The organism is Streptomyces sp. NPDC026092, assembly GCF_040638605.1.
In the GTDB taxonomy this organism is placed as follows: Bacteria; Actinomycetota; Actinomycetes; order Streptomycetales; family Streptomycetaceae; genus Streptomyces.
Genome location: NZ_JBEZYN010000016.1, coordinates 43236 through 62602, shown reverse-complemented (window position 1 = coordinate 62602; position 19367 = coordinate 43236). Strand labels below are relative to the sequence as shown.

At 73.2% G+C, this 19367-nt stretch carries 19 protein-coding genes; 10 read left to right on the top strand and 9 right to left on the bottom strand.

The genetic code is table 11. The annotated features are described in order from the left end of the window. Positions 1 to 12: 12 nt before the first annotated feature. The 7 genes from AB0F56_RS24855 to AB0F56_RS24825 all read right to left on the bottom strand — a co-directional run bounded on the left by AB0F56_RS24855 (position 13) and on the right by AB0F56_RS24825 (position 6176). Positions 13 to 1164 (bottom strand): glycerate kinase, encoded by a 1152-nt coding sequence (locus AB0F56_RS24855; RefSeq protein WP_362013400.1) that lies wholly within the window; start codon positions 1162 to 1164, stop codon positions 13 to 15. Further along, positions 1161 to 2594: an SLC13 family permease gene (locus AB0F56_RS24850; RefSeq protein WP_362013398.1), complete on the bottom strand. Its 1434-nt coding sequence runs from the start codon at positions 2592 to 2594 to the stop codon at positions 1161 to 1163. Before AB0F56_RS24850 ends, AB0F56_RS24855 begins: the two co-directional genes overlap by 4 nt. 80 nt (positions 2595 to 2674) lie before the next feature. Next, entirely contained in the window at positions 2675 to 3337 is a 663-nt protein-coding gene (locus AB0F56_RS24845) for a response regulator transcription factor (RefSeq protein ID WP_362013397.1), read from the bottom strand. Then, a complete protein-coding gene (locus tag AB0F56_RS24840; protein ID WP_362013396.1) occupies positions 3334 to 4776 on the bottom strand; it encodes an ATP-binding protein in 1443 nt (480 codons plus the stop codon). Before AB0F56_RS24840 ends, AB0F56_RS24845 begins: the two co-directional genes overlap by 4 nt. Further along, positions 4751 to 5014, bottom strand: coding sequence for a small hydrophilic protein (locus tag AB0F56_RS24835; protein WP_362013394.1), 264 nt, complete (start codon positions 5012 to 5014; stop codon positions 4751 to 4753). Before AB0F56_RS24835 ends, AB0F56_RS24840 begins: the two co-directional genes overlap by 26 nt. A 131-nt stretch (positions 5015 to 5145) precedes the next feature. Continuing rightward, positions 5146 to 5427, bottom strand: coding sequence for an Lrp/AsnC ligand binding domain-containing protein (locus AB0F56_RS24830; protein WP_362013392.1), 282 nt, complete (start codon positions 5425 to 5427; stop codon positions 5146 to 5148). Next, entirely contained in the window at positions 5424 to 6176 is a 753-nt protein-coding gene (locus AB0F56_RS24825; protein WP_362013391.1) for a rhomboid family intramembrane serine protease, read from the bottom strand. The genes AB0F56_RS24830 and AB0F56_RS24825 overlap by 4 nt, the downstream gene beginning before the upstream one ends. A 155-nt stretch (positions 6177 to 6331) precedes the next feature. On the opposite strand from AB0F56_RS24825, the gene AB0F56_RS24820 reads away from it, so the two are divergent. The 5 genes from AB0F56_RS24820 to AB0F56_RS24800 all read left to right on the top strand — a co-directional run bounded on the left by AB0F56_RS24820 (position 6332) and on the right by AB0F56_RS24800 (position 11738). Further along, the gene (locus AB0F56_RS24820) at positions 6332 to 6574 is read left to right on the top strand and encodes a hypothetical protein (protein ID WP_362013389.1); all 243 of its coding nucleotides are present in this window, start codon (positions 6332 to 6334) and stop codon (positions 6572 to 6574) included. 34 nt (positions 6575 to 6608) lie between these two features. After that, positions 6609 to 7973, top strand: coding sequence for an NYN domain-containing protein (locus AB0F56_RS24815; RefSeq protein WP_362013387.1), 1365 nt, complete (start codon positions 6609 to 6611; stop codon positions 7971 to 7973). 255 nt (positions 7974 to 8228) lie between these two features. Next, positions 8229 to 9257: an NlpC/P60 family protein gene (locus tag AB0F56_RS24810; RefSeq protein WP_362013385.1), complete on the top strand. Its 1029-nt coding sequence runs from the start codon at positions 8229 to 8231 to the stop codon at positions 9255 to 9257. A gap of 194 nt (positions 9258 to 9451) precedes the next feature. Continuing rightward, entirely contained in the window at positions 9452 to 10468 is a 1017-nt protein-coding gene (locus AB0F56_RS24805; protein ID WP_362013384.1) for an NlpC/P60 family protein, read from the top strand. 40 nt (positions 10469 to 10508) lie between these two features. After that, the gene (locus tag AB0F56_RS24800; RefSeq protein WP_362013382.1) at positions 10509 to 11738 is read left to right on the top strand and encodes a hypothetical protein; all 1230 of its coding nucleotides are present in this window, start codon (positions 10509 to 10511) and stop codon (positions 11736 to 11738) included. Here AB0F56_RS24800 and AB0F56_RS24795 read toward each other — a convergent pair. Continuing rightward, positions 11695 to 12984 carry a glycosyltransferase family 87 protein gene (locus tag AB0F56_RS24795; RefSeq protein ID WP_362013381.1) on the bottom strand — a complete coding sequence of 430 codons (1290 nt, stop codon included), beginning with the start codon at positions 12982 to 12984 and terminating at the stop codon, positions 11695 to 11697. The two genes, AB0F56_RS24800 and AB0F56_RS24795, sit on opposite strands and share 44 nt — an antisense overlap. A 97-nt stretch (positions 12985 to 13081) precedes the next feature. On the opposite strand from AB0F56_RS24795, the gene AB0F56_RS24790 reads away from it, so the two are divergent. Continuing rightward, positions 13082 to 14224 carry a glycosyltransferase family 4 protein gene (locus AB0F56_RS24790; RefSeq protein ID WP_362013379.1) on the top strand — a complete coding sequence of 381 codons (1143 nt, stop codon included), beginning with the start codon at positions 13082 to 13084 and terminating at the stop codon, positions 14222 to 14224. A gap of 66 nt (positions 14225 to 14290) precedes the next feature. On the opposite strand, the gene AB0F56_RS24785 is transcribed toward AB0F56_RS24790, so the two are convergent. After that, positions 14291 to 16087 (bottom strand): AMP-dependent synthetase/ligase, encoded by a 1797-nt coding sequence (locus AB0F56_RS24785; RefSeq protein WP_362013378.1) that lies wholly within the window; start codon positions 16085 to 16087, stop codon positions 14291 to 14293. A gap of 254 nt (positions 16088 to 16341) precedes the next feature. Here AB0F56_RS24785 and AB0F56_RS24780 point away from each other — a divergent pair, with 254 nt between their 5' ends. From AB0F56_RS24780 to AB0F56_RS24765, 4 genes are all read left to right on the top strand, one after another. Then, positions 16342 to 17109, top strand: coding sequence for a metallophosphoesterase (locus tag AB0F56_RS24780; protein WP_362013377.1), 768 nt, complete (start codon positions 16342 to 16344; stop codon positions 17107 to 17109). 91 nt (positions 17110 to 17200) lie between these two features. After that, positions 17201 to 17644, top strand: a complete 444-nt coding sequence (locus AB0F56_RS24775) for an SRPBCC family protein (RefSeq protein ID WP_362013375.1) — start codon at positions 17201 to 17203, stop codon at positions 17642 to 17644. 66 nt (positions 17645 to 17710) lie between these two features. Next, complete coding sequence (locus AB0F56_RS24770; RefSeq protein ID WP_362013373.1) at positions 17711 to 18835, top strand: ArsA-related P-loop ATPase; 1125 nt, start codon at positions 17711 to 17713, stop codon at positions 18833 to 18835. Positions 18836 to 18876: 41 nt separating this feature from the next. Continuing rightward, a complete protein-coding gene (locus AB0F56_RS24765) occupies positions 18877 to 19323 on the top strand; it encodes a DUF5304 domain-containing protein (RefSeq protein ID WP_362013372.1) in 447 nt (148 codons plus the stop codon). The last annotated feature ends 44 nt before the right edge of the window (positions 19324 to 19367 follow it).

Below are 19367 nucleotides of genomic sequence, written 5' to 3'. Positions count from 1 at the left end.
GATCAGGGCTGTTCAGGCCGCCAGCCGGGTGCCCAGCAGGACCATCCGCAGGGCGCGCTCGGCCGCGTCGGCGAGGAACTCCGCGCCCCGGTCGAGCGCCTCGGGCAGCGCCATCGGGGCGGGCAGGATCGAGCCGTAGGCGTCCACGCCCACCGCCCGTACGTGGTGGGCGCCCTGGCCGAGGGTGCCCGCGAGGGCGAGGACGGGGACGCCGTGGACCTTGGCCCGGCCGGCCACCTCGGCGGGGATCTTGCCCCGCACGGTCTGCCCGTCGAGGGCGCCCTCGGCCGTGATGACCAGGTCGGCGCGGGCGAGCCGGGCGTCCAGGTCGATCCGGTCGAGCAGCACCTCGAACCGGGGCAGCAGCCGGGCGCCGAGCGCGGCGAGCCCGGCGCCGAGACCGCCCGAGGCGCCCGTGCCCGGGGCGGTCCGCAGCGCGACCGGGCCGGGCAGGTCGCGGCCGAGGACGGCGGCCCACCGCTCCAGGGCCGCCGACAACTCCTCGACCTGCTCCGGGCTCGCGCCCTTCTGCGGGCCGAAGACCCGCGCCACGCCCCGCTCGCCGCACAGCACGTTGTACGGATTGCAGGCCACGAGGAGCTCGGCCTCGGCAAGGCGGGGGTCGATGTTCGTTGCGTCGATCCGGTCGAGGCGGTTCAACGCCAGTCCGCCTAGGGGTAGTTCGGCTCCTTCGGCGTCCAGGAGTCGGGCGCCGAGGGCCTGGAGCGCGCCCGCGCCGCCGTCCGAGGTGCCCGAGTCGCCGCAGCCGACCAGGACGCGGCGCGCCCCGGCGTCCAGCGCGGCGCGGATCAGCTCGCCGACCCCGAAGGTCGTCGTGGCGCCCGGGTCGCGCCGCCCGGCCGGCACCAGCGAGAGGCCCGCGACGGCCGCCATCTCGACCACCGCGGAGTCGGGGGCGAGGAGCGCGAAGTGGGTCCGGACGGGTGCGCCCAGCGGGCCGGTCGCGACCCGGGGCACGAGCCTGCCCCCGGTCGCGGCCGCCAGGGCCCGCGCCGTACCCTCACCGCCGTCGACCAGCGGGATCAGGTCGAGCACGGCGTCCGGGCAGGCCCTGCGCACCCCCTCGGCGATGGCCTCGGCTGCCTCGGGAGCGGACAGGGACTCCTTGAAACCGCTGGGGGCGACGGCGATACGGAAGGTCATGGCTGGGGCTCCAGAAGGACGGGCACGCCGAGCAGCGGCCAGACGAAGAGGGCGAAGCACAGCACGAGCGCGGCGCTGAGCGGGGCGAGCACGGCGGAGAGCCGCAGCAGATGGCCCGGGGTGAAGGTGGGGACGCCGTCGGGTGGTTCGGCGAAGAGCGCGACCGGTTTCGCGGAGGCGGGAAGGGTCTGGCAGAAGCCGGCCGCCGCCGTCGAGGCGAGCGCGGCGGCCACCGGGTTGACCCCGGCGGCGACCGCCGCCGCGATCACGAGCGGGACGAGCACGGAGGAGCGGGCGGAGCGCGACTGGAGGACCAGGTGCGCGGCCGTGCCGACCACCACGACCGCCGCGAGGAACCCCCAGGCGGGTATCCCGTCCACCGGAAGACCACCGACCAGCCACCCCGCCGCGCCCGAGTCGACGAGCGCCACGCCCATCGCGGTGGTCGCCGCCATGAACAGGAGCATCGGCCAGGGCACCGACCCGAGCCCCTCCTTGAGCCGTACCGTCCCCAGCGCCGGCGAGGAGGCCACCACCGCGCCGATCAGGGCCACCACCGCGGGCGACACCCCGTGCAGCGGCTCCGAGCACCAGAGCGCGACCACCGTGCCGAGCAGCAGCAGACAGCGGGTCTCCGCCGTGGTGAGCGGTCCCGAGACGGCGGCGGGGGAGTGCTCCTGGAGCTGGGTGACCGTGATCCGCACCGGCTCGCGCCGGTCCGCGCGGCGGGTGGTCGTCCACAGCACGGTCTCCGCCGCCAGATGGGAGGAGACCACCGCGAGCGGCAGCCCGAGCACCAGCCACTCCACGAAACCGATCCGCTCGCCCGTCCGTTCCAGGAGCAGGCTCACCGTGATGAGGTGCGCGCCCGCCCCGATCAGCGTGGCCACCGCCGAGAGCAGCACGACGGTCGGGAACAGCAGCGCCAGCATCACCACGAGCCGGCGCCGCTCGGCGAGGACCTGGGCGAGCGCGAGGAAGACGGGCAGCGCGAGCGCCGCGCGGCCCGAGGTGGCGGGGACGGCGAAGGCGGTCACCACCAGGGCGGCGGTGGTCAGATGGACCAACTGCCGTACGGTACGGGCCCCGCTGACCAGGAAGGCGGCCGCCCGCCCGGCGAGCCCGGTCCGGGTCACGGCGGCGGCGAGCACGAAGGCGCAGATCAGCAGCCAGATCGTCTCGTCGCCGAGGGTGCTGAAGAGCGTGTCGGCGCTGATCACTCCGGTCGCGGTGAGCGCGAGGCCCGCGCCGAGGGCGACGTAGGTGTCGTCTACGGGGGCGGCGATCCAGGCGCAGGTCGCGAGGGCGAAGACGGCCAGGGTGAGCCGGGCCTCGCCGCCGAGCTCCGGGGCGGTGCCGGGGACGGCGAGCAGGGCGCAGAGGCTCAGGGCCAGGCAGAGCCAGACCGCCTGACGGAGGGAGAGGTTCACGAGAACCACTCTCCGAGCGGGGGGTGAGCCGCCCATGAGCCCGCCATGAAGGAAGGTTCATGCGGGCGGCGGCCCGCTCGCTACGGCATGCGGTACCCCATGCCCCGTACCGTCTCCAGGCGTTCCGCCCCGAGCTTCTTGCGCAGCGCCCGGACGTACACGTCCACGATGTTCGAGCCGGGGTCGAAGTCGTAGCCCCAGACGTGGGAGAGGATCTGCTCCCGCGACAGGACCTGGCCGGGGTGGCGCAGGAAGAGTTCGAGCAGCACGAACTCACGGGCCGTCAGGTCCACCGTCCGCTCCCCGGACCGCGCCCGCCGGGTCCGCAGGTCCAGGCTCAGGTCCTCGCCGCCGCGCAGCACCGTCACCTCGGGGGTGCGGGCGGCGGTGCGCAGCCGCAGCCGGATCCGGGCCAGCAGCTCCTCGAAGCGGAACGGCTTGGTCATCCAGTCGTCCGCGCCGCCCTCCAGGCCGGCCACCGTGTCCCGTACCGAATCACGGGCCGTCAACACGATGACGGGCAGCGTCACCCGGGCCTCGCGCAGCTCCCGCAGCACGGTGAAGCCGTCCCTGCCGGGCAGCCCGATGTCCAGGAGCATCAGGTCGAAGCCGCCGGAGACGGCCCGGGCGAGGGCGGTGTCACCGTCGGCGGCGACCGTGGTGGTGAAGCCGTTGGCACGCAGCCCCTTCTCCACGAAGGAGGCGATCCGGTCCTCGTCCTCGGCGATCAGAATGCGGTTCACGGCGACTCCTGGAGGTCGAGGACGAGGACGAAGGTGGCTCCGCCGCCCTCGGTCGGGCGGAGCTCGACGCGCCCGCCCCGATGGCCTTCGGCGATGGCCCGGACGATGGAGAGCCCGAGCCCGGCGCCGCCGGTCCGGGCGCCGCGGCGGGCGGTGCCGCGCCGGAACCGTTCGAAGATGATGTCGGCGTCCTGCTCCTGGACGCCCGGTCCCGCGTCGGCGACGTACAGCTCGATCCGGTCCTCGACCGCCCGCGAGCCGATCGCTATCCGCTGCCCGGCGACGGTGTGCTGGACCGCGTTCTGCGCGAGCTGCACCATGGCCTGGGTGATCCGCTGCGGGTCGAGGACGGCCGCCCGGTCGGCGACCCCGTCCAGGACCCAGTCCCGTTCGCCGAGGGCCCGCGCCTTCACGAAGACGTCGGCGGTCAGTTCGGCGAGCTGGACGGGCTCGGTACGGACGAAGTCCGGCCGTTCGGCCTTGGCGAGGAGGAGCAGGTCCTCCACGATCCGGCTCATCCGGTCCAGCTCGTCGGTCACGAGCCGTACGGTCTCGCGCTGTTCGGCCGGGTCCTCGCCCATCAGCTCCAGATGGCCGCGCACGATGGTGATGGGCGTGCGCAGTTCGTGCCCGGCGTCGTCGACGAACTGGCGCTGCCCGGCGAACGCCTGTTCAAGCCGGTCCAGCATCGCGTTGAAGGTCTCGGCGAGCGCGGCGATGTCGTCCCGGCCCTGCACGGGGATCCGCTGGGTCAGATCGCGCTCGGTCAGCTCGGCGGCGGTCGCGCGTACCACTCGTACGGGTGCAAGGATGCGGCCCGCGACGGCCCAGCCGATCCCGGTCGTCATCAGCAGCGCCACGCCCGATATGGCGAGCAGCGCGCGGAACGCCTCGTCGGCGACGGCCCGCTCGCGGTCCGCGTGGAAGGCGACCACGAAGGCCGCCCCACGTGCGGCGTCGCTCCTGATCGGCACCTTCGCCCAGCGGACCTCGCCGCGCGCGCGGTCGAGCCGTCCCGAGGAGGCCCCGGAGGCGGCGATGGCGTCCAGCGAGGGGCGGTCGCGGTGCAGGGCGACGGAGGCGGGGAGTTCACGGGACTGCCGGATGACCCGGAGCCCCTGGCCCGACGGGCCGACCAGGCCGAGGAGTTCCTCGTCGGGGTCGGAGTACTGGCGCTGCAGGAAGACCCGGAGCAGCGCGTCCGGGTCGGTGAACGGGCCGCCCGTCGCGGGGTCGACGCCCTGCGCCACGAAGTTGGCGAACTCCCCGGTCTCCTGGGTCAGGAGCTGGTTGATCCGGTGGTCCACGTCCCGCAGCAGGATCGAGCGGGTGGCCACGGCGACGGCGGCCAGAGCCACGGCCATCACGAGCAGCAGCCAGAGCAGGATGCGGACGCGGGCGGACACCCGGTGGTCAGCCCTCGTCACGGACGTCGTCATCGTCGTCGCCGGTGGCCGAGGGCCCGGGAACCACGGCGTCGGACGGCGGCGGGGTCGAGGGCGTCCCGCTGGTCGTCGGCGTGTTTGTCGTGCCTGGGGTCGGCGAGGAGCTCAGCTCCACGGCCGGCGGCACCCGGGGAGCCTCGGGCTCGTCGGTCAGGGCGTAGCTCGTCGCCGCTATCCCCAGCGGGATGGCGACGACGGCCGCGAGCGTGGCCATGCGATGGGTGAAGGACATGCGATCAGGCTCGCGCGCGCGGGCGCCTGCGAGGATGAGGCCCCGATGAGGATTCCTTCATCTTCGAGGCCTTCACCTTCGAGGACTGCATCGTCGAGGCCGTCGCCGCGAGCCCCGTCCCGCCGGGAGGGTCAGGACTCCAGGCCGATGGCGAAGGCCGCTTCCAGGTCGTGCTGCGAGTACGTACGGAACGCCACGTGCGTGTCCGTCGCCTCGACGCCCGGGATCTTGCTGATCCGGCCGGGGATGACGTCCGCCAGGTCGTCGTGCCGGGGCACGCGGACCATGGCGATCAGGTCGTACGTACCGGTCACCGAGAAGACCTCGCTGACGCTGTCGAGCGAGGCGATCGACTCCGCGATCTCGGGGATGCGGTCCACGCTGGTCTTGATGAGCACGATCGCGGTGATCACGGCTGGCTTTCTCCCTCGGTCGCCGCGGCTGGGGGTTTCACTGTATCCCCACCCCGGTAGCGGCCCCAGGCGTAGAGGAAGCCGACGGCGAAGCCCACCACATGGGCCAGATACGCCACGCCCGGGCCCGCGCCCGCCGCGCGGGCCGCGAGCCACTGCAGCACGAACCAGAAGATGAGCACGATCCAGGCGGGGAAGCGCAGCGGAAGGAAGAGCAGGAAGGGGAAGAGGCTGGTCACCCGGGTGCGGGGGAAGAGGAACAGGAACGCGCCGAGCACCCCCGAGATCGCCCCCGAGGCCCCCACCAGCGTCTGCTCGCTGCTCGCGTGCGCCGCCGCGTAGCCGAGCAGCGCCAGATAGCCGCAGCCCAGATAGAAGAGGCCGAACGCGAGCGGGCCCATCCGGTCCTCGGTCATCGCGCCGAAGACGTAGAGGAAGAGCATGTTCCCCAGCAGGTGCAGCCAGCTGCCGTGGACGAAGAGGGCGGTCAGCGGGGTGAGCAGGGTGCGCGGCGGCCCGCCGCCCATCAGCTCGGCCGGTACGACGCCCCAGTCGTGGAAGTACGCGCTCTGCGCCGCGAGGGCGGCGTCCCCGGTCCCGTACACGGGATTGAGCCCCGACACCGGGCTGATCAGGAACACCACGCAGCAGGCGGTGATCAGGGCGTACGTCACCGAGGGGCCGGTCCGGGCGCCCCGCCAGGTGTCGAGGGCCGTCCGCCGCCAGTCGATCCGCCGCCAATCGATCATGGACAGATCATGGCGTAACGGTGCCGACCTGGACAGAGTGCCTCGCCGCGACACGGGGTACCCGCAAGGCCGTAGGGTTACGCGTTGTACCTCCGCAGTTCGACGGCGCACCGCGGCACCCGCACCCGCATCACGCAATGAAAGAGGACGGCACGATGACGACGGTTCCCCTGCCGACCGCCGAGACCCGCTGGCGCTGCACCCTCTGCGGCAACCTCACCCGGTTCGATGTGACCCGCTCCTCCAAGGTCGTCGAATACGTCCATCTGGATCTCGCGGGTGAGCCGAAGGTGGAGGAGCGCGAGGTGGTCAGTGAGACCATCGAGTCGGTCCGCTGCCGCTGGTGCAACGCGGTGGACCAGATCGAACTGGTGGACAGGCCCGGCAGCGCCTCCTGACGGAGCGGTGCGAATGACAATGGGGTGACGGATCGTGGAGCAGCCCGCGCACGGTGGAGAGCCGGCCGGCGCGGCAGGTGACGCTGCCGAGGCGCTCGACCGCCCGCTGCCCGACGGCGTACGGCGCAGGGTCGTCGCGCTGGTCTCGGACGCCTTCGGCGGGCTGACCGTCGCCGAACTTCCGGCACCCCTGCGGCAGTACGCCCGCTTCACCGCGAGCCGGCGGGCCAAGTTCGCCGGCAACGCCATGGCCGCCGCCCTGGAGAGCGATCCGCTCTTCCGGCAGCGGATCGGCGAGCGCTTCAAGGAGGCGCAGCCCGAGCTGGCCGGGGCCGTCGAGACCGGCGCCCCGCCGGCCGCCGCCGACCCCGTCGACGTCGCCGCGGCCGCCTATGTGCTGCGCCCGACCGGCTGGGTCAAGCTGGTCGCCGCCGCCGGCGAGGAGGCTCAGCGGGCGGACGCCGAGCGGGCCGACGAGGCCGGCCGGCGCGAGCTGGAGCGGCTGCGCGAGGAGGTCGCCTCCGCCAAGGACCGCGGCCGCGCGGAGACCGAGCAGCTGCGCCACGATCTGGAGGCGGCCCGCAGGGAAGCCGAATCGCTTCACCGCAAGCTGCGCAGCGCCCAGAGCGATGTGAAGCGCGGCGAGGCCGCCCTGCGCAGGACCCACGCCGAGATCGACACGATCAGGTCGGAGGCGGCGGCGCAGGTGTCGGCCGCCGAGAGCGAGACCCGCCGGCTCAAGGCCCGGCTCGGTGAGGTCGAGGCCGCCCTGGAGGCAAGCCGCCGGGCCGCCCGCGAGGGGCGCTCGGTCGAGGACATGCGGCTGCGGCTGCTGCTCGACACGGTGCTCGACGCCGCCCAGGGGCTCCGGCGCGAACTGGCCCTGCCGCCCGTCTCCGTCCACCCCGCCGACACCGTCGACGCGGTGGAGCCCGGCCGGATGTCCCCGAAGGACATCGCGGCCCGCGCGCTCTCCGAGACCGATCCGGCGCTCCTGGACCAGCTCCTCGCGCTGCCGCAGACGCATCTGGTCGTGGACGGCTACAACGTCACCAAGACCGGCTACCCGACGATGCCTCTCGAGAAGCAGCGGCTGCGGCTGCTCGGCGGGCTCTCCGCGCTCGCGGCCCGCTCGGGCGCCGAGGTCACCTGTGTCTTCGACGGGGCCGAGCTGGCCGCCCCGGTCCTCCTCGCGCCGCCGCGCGGGGTGCGGGTGCTGTTCTCCAAGCCGGGTGTCACGGCAGACGAGTTGATCCGCCAGCTGGTCCGCGCCGAGCCGCCGGGCCGTCCGGTCGTGGTCGTCTCCACCGACCGCGAGGTGGCCGACGGGGTCGCCAAGGCCGGTGCGCGGCCCGTCGCGTCCGCCTTGTTGCTGAAGCGGCTTTCGCGCATGTCGTGACGGATCGCAAGTCCTGGGCGTAATGCCCGAATTCTGGAGGGCGCAGGGTCAAGTGCCCATTACCGCCCGTGTGGTGCGTGTAAATAATGTGCCCTGTGAGCGAGATTTTGCCCATGAGGATTTGAACTGATCACAAGATGGTCACTAGGGTCGGGCCTCGAACCTTCGCGCGGTTGATCATCCATCCGGGATGTCAGCGGAGGAACCGCCTGACGCACTTCGGTTGGGCGGCTCGAGGAAGAGGAGCTCGCCTTCGTGGCGTCCCACCGTCGACCCAAGCAGCCGAGCCGCACCCGTGTGACCGTGCTCGGCGTCACCGCCGCCGCTGCTGTTGCGCTCACCGCCCAGACCGGCGCCCAGGCGGCTCCCAAGCCGAAGATCGACGATGTGAAGTCGAAGGTCGACAAGCTCAACCACGAGGCCGAAGAGGCCACGGAGCAGTACAACCTGGCCGACGAGCGGCGCGGCAAGCTCCAGGGCGAGATCAGCACCCTCCAGGACAAGGTGGCCCGCGGCCAGCAGGAGCTCAACACCCTGCGCAACAGCATCGGTTCGGTCGCCTCCGCGCAGTACCGCTCCGGTGGCATCGACCCGGCGCTCCAGCTCTTCCTCTCCTCCGACCCGGACACCTACCTCGACAAGGCGTCCGCGATCGACCAGCTCGGCGCCAAGCAGGCCGACGTGCTCCAGTCGATCCAGTCCAAGCAGCGCACGCTCGCCCAGCAGCGCGCCGAGGCGACGACGAAGCTCGCCGACCTCGAGGACGTCCGCAAGACCCTCGGTGAGAAGAAGAAGAGCTACCAGGGCAAGCTGGCCGAGGCCCGCAAGCTGCTCAACACCCTCACCGCCGCCGAGCGCGCCAAGATCCAGCAGGACGAGCAGCGCGCCAGCCGCGCCGCCGGCGAGCGCGTCGACCTCGGCAACGAGGTCCCGGCCTCCCAGCGCGGTGCCGCCGCGCTCAGCGCCGCCGCCACCCAGCTCGGCAAGCCGTACGTCTCCGGCGCCGAGGGCCCCAACTCGTACGACTGCTCCGGTCTGACGCAGTGGGCCTACCGCCAGGCCGGCGTGAAGCTCACCCGCACCACGTACACCCAGCAGAACGACGGCGTGAAGATCGGCCGCAGCCAGCTCAAGCCCGGCGACCTGGTCTTCTTCAACGGCCTTTCGCACGTGGGTCTGTACGCGGGCAACGGCACGATCCTGCACGCGCCGAAGCCGGGTGCCGTGGTCCGCTACGAGTCCATGAGCTACATGGGCACCTTCCAGTTCGGCGTGCGCATCTGACGCGCCCGACTCCCGCGACCTGACGCCCAATCGGGTGGATTGTCGCCTCCTTCGCTGACGTGACGCCCCGCCGGTGACCTTGTGGTCTCCGGTGGGGCGTCACTTTGCGTGCCCGAGAGCTTCGTTGGACGGCGAGTGATCACCGGCTACTGTCTGCCGCGCCAGCCCGGGCAACACCGAACGGAGCGCGATACGTGGCGTCCCACCGACGACCCGCCAGGGTCACCGTCCTGACCGCCGCCGCGGCCACCGCCGCCACGGCCTTCGGCGCCGTCCCCGCGAACGCCGACCCGGTCGGCACCCCGGAGTCGACGCGCGCCACGGTCGACCGGCTCTTCGAGGAGGCCGAACAGGCCACCGAGGGCTACAACAAGGCCGACGAGCGGGCGGACGGGCTGCGCAGGACGGTCGCCCAGGCGCGGGACAGCGTGGCGCGCGGCCAGGAGCGCGTCAACCGCATGCGGGACGCGCTCGGTTCGGTCGCCGGCGCCCAGTACCGCTCCGGCGGCATCGACCCGGCCCTCGCCCTGCTGCTCTCCGCCGACCCGGACTCGTATCTCGAACGGGCCTCCGTCCTCGACCGGGTGGCCGCGCGGCAGGGCCTGGAGCTCGGCCGGCTCAAGGACGAGCAGCGCCGGCTGAACCAGGAACGGACCGAGGCGACCCGGCTCCTCGCCGAGCTGGAGATCAGCCGCACCCAGGTCGGCCGGCACAAGCGCACCGTCGAGCGGAAGCTCGCCGAGGCCCGTCGGCTGCTGCAGTCGCTGACGGCCGAGGAGCGCGCGGACTTCGAGGGCCGGGCCTCCCGCTCGGGCCGCGACGGACTCGAGGAGCTGCCGCCGCTCGCCGACCTCGGCCCGGCCTCCTCGCGGGCCGCCGCCGCGGTGATCGCCGCCCGCAGCGCCATCGGCAAGCCCTACGTGTGGGGCGCGACCGGTCCCTCCGGCTTCGACTGCTCGGGCCTGATGGTCTGGTCGTACCGGCAGGCCGGGATCAGCCTGCCCAGGACCTCGCAGGCGCAGCGGTACGCGGGCCGGCAGGTCCCGCTCTCCCAGGCGCAGCCCGGCGACCTCGTGACGTACCGCGGCGACGCCAGCCACGTCGGGATCTACGCGGGCAACGGCCAGGTGATCCACGCCCCCTATCCCGGGGCCCGGGTGCGCTACGACCCCGTGGTGATGATGTCCCACGTGACGGTGACGCGGGTCTGACCGGACACCTGTCCATCCGCCTGCCCGTACGATCGGGTGCGTGGCAGGTCAGGGACGTGGTGCGGGGCGAAGGGCGGCGGCCTGTCTGCTGACGGCGCTGCTCGTCCTCGCCGGGTGCGCGGCCCCCGAGCCGGCCGACCCCGCGCCGCAGGAGATCGGCGCGCTCCTCGACCGGTACGCGCGGGCGCTGCTCGCCCGCGACGAGGCGGCCTACGCGGTGGCCCTCGACCCCGCGTACGCGCCCGCCGCGATCGCCGAGTTCGACCGGCTCGCCGAGGTGCCGCTCGCCTCGTGGGGCTACCGGCTCAAGGCCGTCGAGCGGCAGGGTGGGGACCGGGCGGAAGGCGACCGGGCCACGGTCCGCGCCGAGCTGAGCTACCGGATCGACGGCTACGACTCCGGGCCCGTCACCACCGAACGCGTCCTGGACCTCACCGAGCGGGACGGCCGCTGGTACGTGACCGGCGACCGGCCCGCCGAGGGCGCCACCCAGCAGCTCTGGCAGCAGGGCGACGTCGAGACCGTGCGGGGCGAGCACAGCCTCGTTCTCGGCGTCGGGCAGTCGGAGGAGCGCCTCAAGACGATCGCGGCGTACGCGGACCGGGCGGTGCCCGCGGTCTCGGCGGCCTGGCCCGAGGACTGGGCCCGCAGGGTCGTGGTCCTCGTCCCCGCCACGCTGGACGGCATGGGCGGGCTCCTCGGGGCCCCCGCGGCCTCGTACCGGGGGATAGCGGCGGTCACGACCGGGGAGGTCGGCGGCGGCCCGGACGCGCCCGCGGACCGGGTGATCGTCAACCCCGAGGCGTACGGCGTGCTCGGGGAGTTCGGGCAGCAGGTGGTCCTCACCCACGAGACCACCCACGTGGCCACCCGCGCCACGACCTCCGCGGCCACCCCGGTCTGGCTCTCCGAGGGCCTCGCCGACTGGGTGGCGTACCGCGAGACGGGCCGCACGGCCGCGCAGGCGGCCCCGGAGCTGCGCCGCGCGGTCCGCGCGGGCGACCTGCCGGCGGCGCTCCCGGACGACAAGGCCTTCGCCTTCGGCGGCGACTCGGACGCCCTGGCCCGCGCCTACGAGGGCGGCTGGCTGGCGTGCGCGATGATCGCGGAGCGCTGGGGCGAGGCGGAACTCCGGGCCTTCTACCGCGCGGTGGGCGCCCACCCGCAGCGCGAGGGCGCCGTGGAGAAGGCGCTCGCCGAGGTCCTCGGCACCACCCCGGAGGAGTTCACCGACGACTGGCGGACGTACCTGCGGCAGAGGCTGGGGTAGCCGACCGCAGCGGCTCCCGCTGGGCCGGGATCGACAGCGGGGTCAGGCGCGGCTCGGTCACCGTCTGCCGCCACAGGATCCGGCAGGCCGACACCGACGCGACGACAAGCAGCCCGTTCCGTGCGAGCAGCAGCGCGACGCCCAGCGGATCGCTGTCCGTGACGTGCGAGAACCAGACCGGGAACTCCAGCTGCGTCACCGCCGTCGCCCACAGCACCAGGTGCGCGGGCCGGCGCATCCGGCTCGCCCGGTGGACCATGCACACGGCGGCCAGGCCCACCAGCCAGATCATGTACTGCGGGCTTATCACCCGGCTCGTCGTGGTGAAGAGCAGCACCGCCACGAACGCCGCGTCCGCCGTCGTCGACGTCGCGAACGCCCGGGCCCGGATCCGCCACACCAGCAGCCAGCCGAAGGCGGCGAAGGTCAGGGCCATGGCCGCGGTGGAGACGGAGGAGACGTACGGGCCGAGGAACTCGATCGAGCCGTAGTTCATCCGCACCTCGCCGTCCCAGCCGAAGTGCCGGGCCACATGGAAGACCAGGGCGCCCAGCGACTCGACCTCCGTGCCCCGGTCGCGCTGGAAGTTCAGGAACGCAAGGGCTCCTGGCGCCGCGAGCACGCACAGCAGGAGCAGCCCCGCCGCGGCGCCCGCCGCCGCGGGCCACGAGCGGAACGTGGCGCGGCCGCGCGGGGTGCCCGCGAGCAGCAGCGCCGGCCAGACCTTCAGCATCGCCCCGAAGCCCGCGAGGGCCCCGAGCGCGCCCGGCCGCCGCGCCCCGGCGAGCAGCGCGGCCACGGCGACGGCGGTGACCATCAGGTCGTACCGGGCGTACGCGGTCGGGCCGAGCAGCGGCACGCCCGCGATCCAGATCCACGCCCCGCGCGGGCTGCGGCCCTGTCGCCGTCCCGTGTACCGCAGCAGCCCGTAGACCAGCGCGTCGCAGAGGAAGGCGAGGACGAAGAAGGCGGCGGCGTAGTCCAGGAACGGCAGCAGCGCGGGGGAGAGGATCGCCACGGCGGCGAGCGGCGGGTACTGCCAGGTCACGTCGTCCAGCGGGTACGTGCCCGTCCTCAGGACCTCGAACCAGCCCCGGTAGATCTGGTCGATGTCGCTGGTGACGTCGGGGCCGGGGACCCTGAGGACCTTGAAGACGCACAGGAGCAGGACGATCCGGGTGACCGCCCAGACCAGGTCGGGGTTCCTTCTCGCGCGCTCGGCAGCCGTACCCAGTACGCCCGTCATTCCTGACTCGTCCAATCCGTCGGTCGGTCTGTTCGGTCCGCGCGGGCGGAGGGTGGTGTTGCCGGGCGGGGGGTGCCGTCACGTACATTCGGCGACGATGCACAAGACCCTGATCGTAACCAACGACTTCCCGCCCCGACCCGGTGGAATCCAGGCCTTCCTGCACAACATGGCGCTGCGCCTGGATCCCGAGCGGGTCGTGGTCTACGCCTCCACCTGGAAGCGCAGCCGCGAGGGGATCGAGGCGACCGCCGCGTTCGACGCCGAACAGCCTTTCACGGTCGTCCGGGACCGCACCACCATGCTTCTGCCCACACCCCGGGTCACCGCCCGGGCCACCGCGCTGCTGCGCGAGCACGGCTGCGAGTCGGTCTGGTTCGGGGCGGCCGCGCCCCTCGGCCTGATGGGCCCCGCGCTGCGCAGGGCGGGCGCCAGGCGGCTCGTGGCGACGACGCACGGCCACGAGGCGGGCTGGGCGCAGCTGCCCGGCGCGCGGCAGCTGCTGCGCCGGATCGGCGAGGGCACGGACACGCTCACGTACCTCGGCGAGTACACGCGCTCGCGGATCGCCGGCGCGCTGACCCCGGCCGCCGCGGGGCGGATGGTCCAGCTGCCGCCGGGCGTCGACGAGAAGACCTTCCACCCGGGCTCGGGCGGCGACGCGGTACGGGAACGGCTCGGGCTCAGCGACCGCCCCGTGGTCGTGTGCGTCTCGCGGCTCGTCCCGCGCAAGGGCCAGGACACGCTGATCAGGGCCCTGCCGGAGATCCTGCGCCGGGTGCCGGACACGGTGCTCCTGATCGTCGGGGGCGGGCCGTACGAGAACGATCTGCGGAAGCTCGCCGCGGAGACCGGCGTGGCCGATTCCGTACGGTTCACGGGGGCCGTGCCGTGGGCCGAGCTCCCGGCCCACTACGGCGCCGGCGACGTCTTCGCGATGCCCTGCCGCACCCGCAGGGGCGGCCTGGACGTCGAGGGCCTCGGCATCGTCTACCTGGAGGCCTCGGCCACCGGCCTCCCGGTCGTCGCGGGCGACTCGGGCGGCGCGCCGGACGCGGTCCTGGACGGCGAGACGGGGTGGGTGGTGCGCGGCGACGCCCCGGAGGAGTCGGCCGACCGCATCGCGACCCTCCTCCTCGACCCGGAGCTGCGCCGGCGCATGGGCACCCGGGGCCGCGAGTGGGTCGAGGACCGCTGGCGCTGGGACCTCCTGGCGGAGCGCCTGAAGGAACTGCTGTAGGAGACGTGAGGAGGGCCCCTCGGTGCGGGTGCACCGAGGGGCCCTCCTCACGTCGTGGGGTCCGCGTCAGGCGCGGTAGATCGCCTCGATCTCGTCCGCGAAGTCCTTCGCCACCACGTTCCGCTTCAGCTTCAGGGACGGCGTGATGTGGCCCGCCTCCTCCGTGAACTGCGCGGGCAGGACGCGGAACTTCCGGACCGACTCGGCCTTCGACACCGCCGCGTTGCCGTCGTCCACCGCGCGCTGGACCTCCGCGAGCAGCTCCGCGTCGTCGCGCAGCGTCGCCGCCGTCGAGCCCGCGGGCTTGCCGTGCTCGCTCGCCCAGCGGCCGAGGAACTCCTCGTCCAGGGTGACGAGCGCGCCCACGAACGGCCGCCCGTCGCCGACCACCATGCACTCCGCGACCAGCGCGTGCGCCCGGATCCGGTCCTCGATGACCGCGGGGGCGACGTTCTTGCCGCCCGCCGTCACCAGGATCTCCTTCTTCCGGCCGGTGATCGCGAGGTAGCCGTCCTCGTCGAGGGTGCCGATGTCGCCGGTGTGGAACCAGCCGTCGGCGAGCGCCTCGGCCGTCGCCGACTCGTTCTTCCAGTAGCCCGAGAAGATGTGCTCGCCGTGCAGCAGCACCTCGCCGTCGTCGGCGATCCGCACCACCGAGCCCGGCAGCGGCTGACCGACCGTGCCGATCTTCTGCCGGTCCCACGGGTTGAACGCGGTCGCCGCGCACGACTCCGTCAGGCCGTAGCCCTCCAGGACCGTGAAGCCGATCCCGCGGAAGAAGTGGCCGAGCCGCTCACCCAGCGGCGCGCCGCCCGAGATCGCGTACTCGCCGCGCCCGCCGAGCACCGCCCGCAGCTTGGAGTAGACGAGCTTGTCGAAGATCTTGTGCTTGAGCTTCAGGCCGAACGACGGGCCCTGCGGGGTGCCGATCGCCCGGCTGTACGCGATCGCCGTGTGCGCGGCCTTGTCGAAGATCTTGCCCTTGCCGTCCGCCTGGGCCTTGGCCCGCGCCGAGTTGTAGACCTTCTCGAAGACGCGCGGCACACCGAGGATCAGCGTCGGCCGGAAGGAGGCCAGCTCGTCCGTGAGGTTCTTGATGTCCGGTACGCAGCCCAGCTTGATGGGCGCCATCACGGACGCGACCTCGACGAGCCGTCCGAAGACGTGCGCGGCGGGCAGGAAGAGCAGGACCGAGCACTCGCCGGTCCGGAACAGCGGCTTCAGGCGCTCCACCACGTTGCCGCACTCCGCGAAGAACGCGCGGTGCGTCAGGACACAGCCCTTGGGGCGGCCGGTGGTGCCCGAGGTGTAGACGATCGTCGCCGGGTCGTCCGCGTGCGCGGTCGACATCCGCTGGTCCAGGAGCTCGTCGGTGATGTCCGCGCCGGTCCCCGCGAGGTGCCCGATCGCGTCGTCGTCGATCTGCCAGATCCCCTTGAGGTCGGGCAGGTTCGCCTGGATCGAGACCACGGCGTCCTGGTGGGCCGCCGACTCGACGATGGCGAGCGTGGCGCCCGAGTCGCCGAGGATCCACTGGATCTGCTCCGGCGAGCTGGTCTCGTACACCGGCACGGTGACCGCGCCCGCGCTCCAGATCGCGAAGTCGAGGAGCACCCACTCGTACCGCGTCCTGGACAGCAGGGCGACCCGGTCGCCGGGCTCCACGCCCGCCGCGATCAGCCCCTTCGCGGTCTCTCTGACCTCGGCGAGGAACTGCTTGGCGGTGACGTCCGTCCAGACGCCGGCCACCTTGCGTCCCATCACGGCGGTGTCTGGGTGCTGAGTGGCGTTGCGGCGGATGAGATCCGTCAGATTGCCGTCCGTGGGGACCTCGTACAGGGCCGGAAGGCTGAACTCGCGCAAGACTGCTGCTCCTCATCGGGCGCCGGCGCCACGGCTCTGTGTAATGCACCGGTGCGGTCCAAGATCGGGCAGGTGCTCAGTGGGGTGAGCACAACTGGACTGCCCGGACGTTACCCATCAGTACTGGGTTCCCGATAGGGGGTCCTGGTCAGATGTTCCGTGCGTCACACAGCTGTGGCGGTGCTCCGCGCACAGTAGTCCACAGCTTTGACGACTCGGAAGTAACCGCAGGTCCGACCCCCTACGCTGACCGCATGAGGATCAACGTGGTCAGCGACGTGCACGGGAACAGCGGGGCCCTCGCGAAGGCGGGTCAGGGGGCGGACGCTCTCGTCTGCCTCGGTGACCTGGTGCTCTTCCTCGACTACGCCGACCACAGCCGGGGCATCTTCCCCGACCTCTTCGGCGTGGAGAACGCGGACCGGATCGTCGAGCTGCGCACCGCCCGCCGCTTCGACGAGGCCCGTGACCTGGGGCGGCGGCTCTGGTCGGAGCTCGCCGTCGACCGCGACACGGCGATCGAGGGCGCGGTGCGCCGCCAGTACGAAGAGCTCTTCGCGGCCTTCCCCACCCCGACGTACGCGACCTACGGGAACGTCGACATCCCGGGGCTCTGGCGCGAGTACGCCCGCCCGGGGACCACGGTCCTGGACGGCGAGCGGGTCGAGATAGGCGGGCTCGTCTTCGGCTTCGTGGGCGGCGGTCTGCGCACGCCGATGCGCACGCCGTACGAGATCTCCGACGAGGAGTACGCGGCGAAGGTCGAGGCGCTCGGTGCGGTGGACGTGCTGTGCAGCCACATCCCGCCGGACGTCCCGGAACTGACGTACGACACGGTCGCCCGGCGCTTCGAGCGCGGCAGCCGGGCCCTGCTCGACGCGATCCGGCGCACCAGGCCGCGGTACGCCCTCTTCGGCCACGTCCACCAGCCGCTGGCCCGGCGCATGCGGGTCGCGGGCACGGAGTGCGTGAACGTGGGTCACTTCGCGGCGACGGGCCGGCCGTGGACGCTGGAGTGGTGACGGGGCGCCGGTGAGGGCGCGATAGCCTTCGAGTCGGCACGTTCGTGCCGCGAGAACTTCCGCCGGACCGCACAGTGGAGGAGCCACCACGATGGCCGAACACACCAGCTCGAGCATCACCATCGAGGCGGCGCCGGCCGACGTCATGAGCGTCATCGCCGACTTCGCGCGCTACCCCGAGTGGACGGGCGAGGTGAAGGAGGCCGAGGTCCTGGAGAAGGACGCGGCCGGCCGCGCGGAGAAGGTCCGGCTGCTGCTCGACGCGGGCGCGATCAAGGACGACCACACGCTGGCGTACACCTGGACCGGTGACAACGAGGTCTCCTGGACGCTGGTGAAGTCCCAGATGCTCCGCGCCCTGGACGGCTCCTACCAGCTGGCCCCGGCCGGCGACGGCACGCGCACCGAGGTGACGTACCAGCTCACGGTGGACGTCAAGATCCCGATGCTCGGCATGATCAAGCGCAAGGCCGAGAAGGTCATCATCGACCGCGCCCTGGCGGGCCTGAAGAAGCGCGTCGAGTCGGGCGAGTAACCCGACACGGGGGCGGGGTGCCCGCCCGGGATCGGGGCCCCTCCCCGGCCGGTAACGTTGCGCCGTATGGGGATCTTGCTTGTCACCGGGGCCGGGGGCGCCGGGCGCAGTACCGTCGCCGCCGCCACCGCGCTCGCCGAGGCGCTTGCCGGGCGGCGCGTGCTGCTCGTCTCGGCGGACGCCGACGAGGGGCTCGGGGTGGACGTCCTCCGGCCCACCCCCGCCGCCGACTTCCGCCGGGAGTTCCTCGCCCTGCAGGAACGCTCCGCCACCGCCCTCGACCTCCTCGGCGCCGCCCCCTTCGAGGACGCCGAGCTCACCGAGCTCCCCGGCAGCGCCCCCTTCGCCCTGCTCCGCGCCCTGCGCGACGCCGCAGCGCGGCCTGACCTGGACCTCGTCGTCGTCGACCTGCCCCCGCTGCTCGACGCGATCGCGCTGCTCGCCCTGCCCGAGCAGCTCCGCCGCTACCTCCGCCGCCTCCTGCCGCCCGAGCGGCAGGCCGCCCGCGCCCTGCGCCCCATGCTGGCCCAGCTCGCCGGCGTCCCCATGCCCGCGCAGTGGCTCTACGAGACGACCGCCCGCTGGGAGGCCGAGCTCGCCGCCGTCCAGGCCGTCGTCGACGCCCCCACCACCGCCGTACGCCTGGTCGTCGAGCCCGGACCCGCCGCGACCGAGACCCTGCGCACCGCCCGCCTCGGGCTCGCCCTGCAAGGCCTCGCCCTCGACACCGTCGTCGCCAACAGGCTGCTCCCCGCCGAGTCCCCCGACCCCTGGTTCGCCGCCCTGACCGCCCAGCAGCACGAGCACCTGGACCGGCTCCGTACCGGACACGACGGAGCCGTCCACGCCCTCCCGCACCTCGGCCGGGACCCGCGCGGCGCCGAGGACCTCGCCCTGCTCGCCGTGGACACGAAACCCGAGCCCGCCCCCGCCCCCGAGTGGACGGTCGAGGACCGCCGTACCGAGGACGGCATCCTCGTCTGGCACATCCCGCTGCCCGGCGCCGTCAAGGAGGAGCTCTCCCTCGTCCGGCGCGGCGACGAACTGCTCCTCGCCGTCGGCCCGTTCCGCCGCAACGTCCCGCTCCCGCCCGCCCTGCGCCGCTGCACGGTCGCCGGGGCGGGGCTCGTCGACGGAGATCTGAGGGTCAGGTTCGCCCCGGACGCCGGTCTCTGGCCGAAGGCCCCCTGAGGGCGTGTACCGTCGACGGTATAAGCCGTAAGGAGTACGCCATGAGCGATCAGGACGCCTGGGCCAAGGCGTGCGCCGAGGACCTGGAGGCCGAGAAGGCCCGCCGCCGCGCCGCCTCCGGCGCGGAGCCCGGCTCGGCCGCCGAGGAGTTCCGCAAGCTCTTCGACGCCGTCGCCGACAAGGTCTCCACCCTGCGCGGCCCGCTCGCGGGCATGGCCGCCCAGGGCACCGTGCAGCAGTTCGTCAACCAGGCGAAGGCCGCCGTCGAGCCGATCATCGAGCGCAACCCGCAGGTCTTCGACCACCTCGCGGCCGCCGGGAACGAGCTGCTCGCCGCCTACCGCTCGGCGGTCGAGAACCACGAGACCCGCTGGACGCGCGACGAGCCGAACGACCCGCGCCGGGACGAGACCCCGAAGGACGCCCCGAAGGACCCCAAGTCCGAGGACGACGGGCCCGGTCCCGGGCGCCCCATCGATCTGGACTGATCAGTACGGGTGGCCCCCTCGGGTACGGTTGGCCCTAGCGGGGC

Coding starts and splice junctions, on each gene's coding strand:
- AB0F56_RS24855 (WP_362013400.1), bottom strand. CDS start 1,164: ATGACCTTCCGTATCGCCGTCGCCCCCAGCGGTTTCAAGGAGTCCCTG.
- AB0F56_RS24840 (WP_362013396.1), bottom strand. CDS start 4,776: ATGACGACGTCCGTGACGAGGGCTGACCACCGGGTGTCCGCCCGCGTC.
- AB0F56_RS24835 (WP_362013394.1), bottom strand. CDS start 5,014: ATGTCCTTCACCCATCGCATGGCCACGCTCGCGGCCGTCGTCGCCATC.
- AB0F56_RS24825 (WP_362013391.1), bottom strand. CDS start 6,176: ATGATCGATTGGCGGCGGATCGACTGGCGGCGGACGGCCCTCGACACC.
- AB0F56_RS24820 (WP_362013389.1), top strand. CDS start 6,332: ATGACGACGGTTCCCCTGCCGACCGCCGAGACCCGCTGGCGCTGCACC.
- AB0F56_RS24795 (WP_362013381.1), bottom strand. CDS start 12,984: ATGACGGGCGTACTGGGTACGGCTGCCGAGCGCGCGAGAAGGAACCCC.
- AB0F56_RS24790 (WP_362013379.1), top strand. CDS start 13,082: ATGCACAAGACCCTGATCGTAACCAACGACTTCCCGCCCCGACCCGGT.
- AB0F56_RS24780 (WP_362013377.1), top strand. CDS start 16,342: ATGAGGATCAACGTGGTCAGCGACGTGCACGGGAACAGCGGGGCCCTC.
- AB0F56_RS24775 (WP_362013375.1), top strand. CDS start 17,201: ATGGCCGAACACACCAGCTCGAGCATCACCATCGAGGCGGCGCCGGCC.
- AB0F56_RS24770 (WP_362013373.1), top strand. CDS start 17,711: ATGGGGATCTTGCTTGTCACCGGGGCCGGGGGCGCCGGGCGCAGTACC.
- AB0F56_RS24765 (WP_362013372.1), top strand. CDS start 18,877: ATGAGCGATCAGGACGCCTGGGCCAAGGCGTGCGCCGAGGACCTGGAG.